Source organism: Bacillus sp. LR_5, assembly GCF_042709275.1.
The window spans coordinates 1-5,633 of record NZ_JAVAXX010000356.1 but is presented as its reverse complement, the minus strand read 5'-3'; the positions used below and the strand labels follow the sequence as shown (position 1 = coordinate 5,633).

General features: G+C 38.6%; 8 protein-coding genes and 1 pseudogene. 8 read left to right on the top strand and 1 reads right to left on the bottom strand.

The genetic code is table 11. The features are described 5' to 3' along the window. From azlB to RAC86_RS34465, 7 genes and pseudogenes are all read left to right on the top strand, one after another. Window positions 1-440, top strand: a 440-nt coding sequence (gene azlB, locus RAC86_RS34495; protein ID WP_377886617.1) for an azlBCD operon transcriptional regulator AzlB, incomplete at its 5' end; no start/stop codon positions are given. Window positions 441-452: 12 nt separating this feature from the next. Beyond that, window positions 453-1,217: an azaleucine resistance protein AzlC gene (azlC, locus tag RAC86_RS34490; protein ID WP_015251618.1), complete on the top strand. Its 765-nt coding sequence runs from the start codon at window positions 453-455 to the stop codon at window positions 1,215-1,217. Beyond that, window positions 1,214-1,546, top strand: a complete 333-nt coding sequence (azlD, locus tag RAC86_RS34485) for a branched-chain amino acid transporter AzlD (protein ID WP_003245988.1) — start codon at window positions 1,214-1,216, stop codon at window positions 1,544-1,546. The genes azlC and azlD overlap by 4 nt, the downstream gene beginning before the upstream one ends. 160 nt (window positions 1,547-1,706) lie before the next feature. Beyond that, window positions 1,707-3,029: a branched-chain amino acid transport system II carrier protein gene (gene brnQ / locus RAC86_RS34480; protein WP_377886615.1), complete on the top strand. Its 1,323-nt coding sequence runs from the start codon at window positions 1,707-1,709 to the stop codon at window positions 3,027-3,029. 146 nt (window positions 3,030-3,175) lie between these two features. Then, a complete protein-coding gene (locus RAC86_RS34475; protein ID WP_377886618.1) occupies window positions 3,176-3,430 on the top strand; it encodes a molybdopterin-dependent oxidoreductase in 255 nt (84 codons plus the stop codon). An 84-nt stretch (window positions 3,431-3,514) separates the two neighbouring features. Continuing rightward, window positions 3,515-3,649 (top strand): hypothetical protein, encoded by a 135-nt coding sequence (locus RAC86_RS34470; RefSeq protein WP_326145889.1) that lies wholly within the window; start codon window positions 3,515-3,517, stop codon window positions 3,647-3,649. Window positions 3,650-3,658: 9 nt separating this feature from the next. Continuing rightward, window positions 3,659-3,829: pseudogene (locus RAC86_RS34465) on the top strand (hypothetical protein); the annotation flags it as partial. Window positions 3,830-3,986: 157 nt separating this feature from the next. Here the strand turns inward: RAC86_RS34465 and gltR are convergent. After that, complete coding sequence (gltR, locus tag RAC86_RS34460) at window positions 3,987-4,877, bottom strand: glutamate biosynthesis transcriptional regulator GltR (RefSeq protein ID WP_377886614.1); 891 nt, start codon at window positions 4,875-4,877, stop codon at window positions 3,987-3,989. A 332-nt stretch (window positions 4,878-5,209) separates the two neighbouring features. Between gltR and RAC86_RS34455 the strand changes: the two genes are divergently transcribed. Further along, complete coding sequence (locus RAC86_RS34455) at window positions 5,210-5,599, top strand: tautomerase family protein (protein ID WP_004398711.1); 390 nt, start codon at window positions 5,210-5,212, stop codon at window positions 5,597-5,599. The last annotated feature ends 34 nt before the right edge of the window (window positions 5,600-5,633 follow it).

Sequence of the window (5,633 nt, the reverse complement as noted above, 5' to 3'; positions counted from 1 at the left end):
TCTTAAGAGAATTGCAGGAAGATGCTTCAATATCAAATTTAAATTTATCTAAGAAAATTGGGCTTTCACCATCAGCTTGCCTTGCAAGAACAAAGAACCTAGTAGAAGCAGGTATAATTAAAAAGTTTACGACTATTGTTGATGAGAAAAAACTTGGAATCGAAGTCACAGCACTAGCTCTCATCAACTTATCACCCTTAAATAGGGAGACAATTCATTCATTTTTAGAGGATATAAACAAATTCCCACAGGTTCAAGAATGCTACACACTTACAGGAAGCCATGACTATATGCTTAAGATTGTGGCGAAGGACATGGAGAGTTATCGGAATTTTATCATTGATTCATTAATGCAGAATCCTGCTATTAGTGGAGTTGACACAAGCATAGTCATGAGTACAGAAAAAAGAACTGTCAGTGTGCCAATTGATGAAATGTAGGAGGTTGTTGATTTGAATAAAAATAAAGAATCGTTACATTTAAGCTCTCCTGCTATAAACACTCATATGAATAAGAGAAGTCAAATATGGGCTGCATTTCGTTCTGCATTCCCATATACCATTCCGATTTTTGCGGGGTTTTTATTTTTGGGGATAGCTTATGGAATCTTTATGCATTCTTTGGGATTTAGCGCAATCTATCCAATCATCATGAGTTTTATGATATTTGCGGGCTCAATGGAGTTTGTTGCAGCGAATTTTTTACTTGGTGCGTTCAACCCTATGAATGCTCTTTTTTTGACGTTAATGGTCAATGCCCGGCATTTGTTTTATGGAATTTCCATGTTGGATAAGTACAGGGGGACTGGAAAGAAAAAGCTTTATCTGATTTTCGGAATGTGCGATGAGTCATTTTCTATCAATTATACCGCTAATGTTCCGGCGAATGTTGACAAGGGCTGGTTTATGTTTTTTGTGACACTGCTTAATCATTTATATTGGGTCGCGGGGGCAGCGATAGGAGGTATCTTTGGGTCGTACGTGAAGTTTAATACCGAAGGGCTTGATTTTGTGATGACTGCTCTGTTTATTGTGATATTCATAGAACAATGGATGAAAGAAAAAAAGCATTACAGTGCTCTCTCAGGACTTGGACTTTCAGTAGCCTGTCTTATCCTTTTTGGCGGAAACCAATTTATTATTCCTGCTATGCTCGCCATTTTAGGGGTACTGACTGTTCTGAGAAAACCATTGGAGAAAGCTGAGGTTTCCGTATGACGATGACTATGACGCAGCAAATGATCACCATTGCAATGGTCGTGCTAGGAACAATGCTGACACGGTTCCTTCCATTCATGATTTTCCCGTCTGGCAAACCGACACCGAAATATGTACAGTATCTTGGTAAAGTGCTGCCATCAGCGGTAATCGGGCTTTTGGTCATTTATTGTTTAAAAGATGTGAGTCTGCTTTCTGGAAGTCATGGCATTCCTGAATTAGTTGGAGCAGCTGCAGTTGTACTGCTTCACTTGTGGAAGAAAAATATGCTTCTTTCCATAGCGGGGGGAACCGTTGTTTATATGGTTTTGGTGCAATTGGTTTTTTAACCGATATCGGAAACTATCAAATCATGCTTTTATTAAACTTGATAAAAATATATAAAACTGACACAAGCTTATTTTGGAATCAACACTGTGCCAGTGCAAATAGCATCTGTAATGTTTCCTGGCTATTCAAGAAGTGTCTACTTTAATCGGAGGATATATAATGTCAAAAAAAGTGTCTGCTTCCTATATCATCATTATAGGATTAATGCTATTTGCATTGTTTTTTGGAGCAGGAAACCTCATTTTTCCGCCTATGCTTGGTCAAATGGCTGGAAAAAATGTATGGATCGCTAATGCAGGTTTCTTAGTGACCGGAGTTGGATTGCCATTACTGGCTATAACAGCATTTGTTTTTTCGGGTAAACAAAACTTACAGTCGTTAGCCAGCCGTGTTCACCCGGTGTTTGGCATTGTATTTACGACGATTCTCTATTTGGCAATCGGGCCTTTTTTCGCTATCCCGAGATCAGGAAACGTATCGTTTGAAATTGGGGTAAAACCTTTTTTATCAAATGATGCAAGCCCTGTCTCATTGATCATATTTACAATATTATTTTTCGCATTGGCATGCTTGTTATCACTCAATCCTTCAAAAATCATTGATATAGTTGGTAAATTTTTGACGCCAATTAAGCTGACATTTATCGGATTGCTTGTAGTGGTAGCTCTTATTCGCCCAATTGGAACCATTCAAGCACCATCAAAAGGGTACACATCACAAGCGTTTTTTAAAGGATTTCAGGAAGGATACCTCACTCTGGATGCCCTTGTAGCATTTGTTTTTGGAATTATCATCGTGAATGCATTGAAAGAACAAGGAGCTTCTACCAAAAAACAGCTGATGGGTGTTTGTGCAAAAGCAGCCGCGATTGCAGCTGTACTCTTAGCAGTTATGTATACAGCCCTTTCCTATATGGGGGCTTCCAGCGTTGAAGAACTGGGGATTTTAGAAAATGGAGCAGAGGTTTTGGCTAAGGTTTCATCCTATTATTTTGGTTCTTATGGTTCAATCTTATTGGGCTTAATGATTACAGTGGCGTGTCTGACGACAAGTGTCGGACTGATCACTGCGTGTTCTTCATTTTTTCATGAACTATTTCCGAACATTTCTTATAAAAAAATTGCTGTCGTTTTATCAGTGTTTAGTACGCTTGTCGCAAATATAGGGTTAACCCAGCTCATTATGGTGTCAATGCCTGTCTTACTGACGATGTATCCTATCGCGATTTCCTTAATATTTTTAACGTTTTTGCATTCTGTATTTAAAGGGAAGACAGAAGTGTATCAAGGCAGTTTATTATTCGCATTCATCATCAGCTTATTTGACGGTTTGAAGGAGGCGGGAATAAAAATTGAAGTTGTGAATCATATTTTCACTCAGATTCTTCCTATGTATAACATAGGGCTGGGGTGGCTCATTCCAGCTATTACAGGGGGAATATGCGGCTATATACTGAGTATATTCCGAACAAAAACAAGTTGATCAATCAACAGCAATATCACTCAGATCTGCAGGAAGGACAAAGTGCTTGTTCGCCGGTTGCATTGCTTATTAAATGTGTTCAACCAAATTTACAATCATCCTTCCTCTTGCTTCGCCTCTTCGTAAGGTAGGAAGAACATCCGGTAATTGATCAAGGAGTTTACACCCACGAATACTATTCGGAGTACGAGAAAGACCTCTCCCTAGCAAAGGCGTTAAACCCAAACGTATTAATAGCTTTGGAAATTAACCATGAGCCGTTAACTGTAGAAAGGGGTGGTTCTGTTCGGCTTGTTGTTTCCGACCATTATGGAACTAATTCTACAAAATGGCTGACTCATATGACTGTTTCAGCTTCCCGAAGCAACAGTGCTTTCACTGCCAAATATTATGTTGACTGAGAAGTAGTAGATGGACAACTAAAAGAGTCACCGGTATGGGCTGTTAGCCCAAACAGTATTATTGTACATCCGCCGAATGGACAATTGGTTGAACTTGAAGAGATTGATATTTTCGGTTGGACATGGGCAGAACATCCAATTGTAACAGTTGAAGTATCCACTGATGGCGGAGAGAGTTGGAAAGAAGCTCAAGTTAAAGGTCGTAAGAGTGTTGAGTAGCAGAAATTCTCTTTCCGTCGGCACCCGAAATCTGTAGGTGAATATTTATTAGTTGTGAGAGTGATTGACTCTTTAGGAAATAGTCAGCCTTTAACTTCAAGACGCAACCAAGTGTCTAGGGCAATGACCTTCGTTCAAAATTCTTTGAATGAGGAAAATCTACATCCTAATATCGACTAGGTTTCACGATTCAGAGTGCAAAATCACGAAGAAAAAGCAAACTACATACCGAAGTTTGCTTTTTTGCTCTATACAAACATTGAGATGCGCCTATATTTTTATATCAGACAACTGATCAGGGGTATTTTGAGGCGAAGCATGCCTTCCATCCATTTATTTACGATTGATCTGGCCTCTTTATCTGAAAATGATCCCTCATATGCGTTAAAAAAGCAGATAAAGCAGGGGTAATTAAAGTGTCTTTCCGCCTTATAAACATGGTTGATACGAAAGAATATTTGTCAGAGATAGTGTGGCTGCGAATGCGGCCTTCTTTTTCATGCGAAGCAATGATTGAACGAGGCAGCAGTGAAATCCCCAAGCCGGCGCTTACACAGCCAATGATCGCTTCAAGTATGCCAAATTCCATTAATTTTATAGGTAATAAACCTTCTTCTTGGAGGATATGATTGAGCTTTGCTCTGTAAGAGCATCCTTTACGGAATACAAGCATTGTTTGTGTTTGAACATCCTGAATGGAAGAAATCACAGGGTGTGAAGCGCTTGTAACAAGAACCATCTCTTCATCCAATACCTTTTCTTGAACTAAATCAGGGTGTTCAATAGGTCCTGAAATAAAAGCGCCGTTTAACTCATAATGTAAAACTGCTTGTATTTGTTGTTCCGTAGGGCCGGTTACTAGGTTCAAATCAACATTTGGATAGAGGTTATTATAATGTGCAAGGAGTTGAGGAAGCCAAACTGCAGCTGTTGTTTCCATTGATCCTATACGCAGTGGCCCAGAAGGCGCGGATGATTCGCCCATGGTTGCTCTAGCTTCTTCAATAGTATGTAGAATTTTCTCTGAGTAAGAAACAAGAATTTGCCCTGGGGGAGTAAGTGTGATTCCTCGACTATGGCGATAGAATAATTTTGTCTGTAAATCGTTTTCTAGTTGTTGTATCTTATTCGTTACGTTCGATTGTGCATAATTTAAAGTCTGAGCAGCCTTGGAAATACTGCCTTCACGAGCAGTAGTGAGAAAAACCTGTAACAACTGAATATTCATCTAGTCCTCCATAATTGATATCTGATTTTGAGATGTCTTCCATCTTAATTTTGAATTATATATGATAGCAGAGCTTCATGTAAACTAAAGCTTAGAAGAATAAATGATTTCTAAAGTAAGTGATAAGGCTATTTCAAAAAATGGTTAATTTACTCGAAGTTGATTCTGTATATTGCCTATGGAAATACACATCATAACATAGGCTTGACTAACACCAGAATGAAGGGGTTATTGGGAAATTACTTTATTCTAAATGTAGCAGCTGCTTGGAAATAGCTGACACATTAACGAATGAAATTAAAAAGACTGTTGTAGTAGAAGGAGGGGATTTTATGCCATTACTTCGTTTTGACTTAATAGAAGGGCGAGATCAATCAAGTTTGAAAAAACTTTTAGATGTCGCTCACAATGTTGTAGTAGAGGCTTTTGATGTGCCTCAACAAGACCGTTATCAAATTGTTCATGAACATCCAGAAAATCATATGATTATTGAGGATACTGGGTTAGGATTTAACCGAACTAAAAATCTTGTTGTTCTTTCAGTTACAAGTAAATCCCGACCGGAAGAGAAGAAACAAAAATTCTACAGGCTGTTAGCTGAAAGACTGGAATCTGAGTGTGGTATCGCATCAACTGATTTAATTGTATCTATTGTTGAAAATGATAATGCTGACTGGAGTTTTGGACTTGGTGAGGCCCAATTTTTAACAGGTAAATTGTAGTTGAATACTACCCTCAAATGCTTGATTGAAGAAA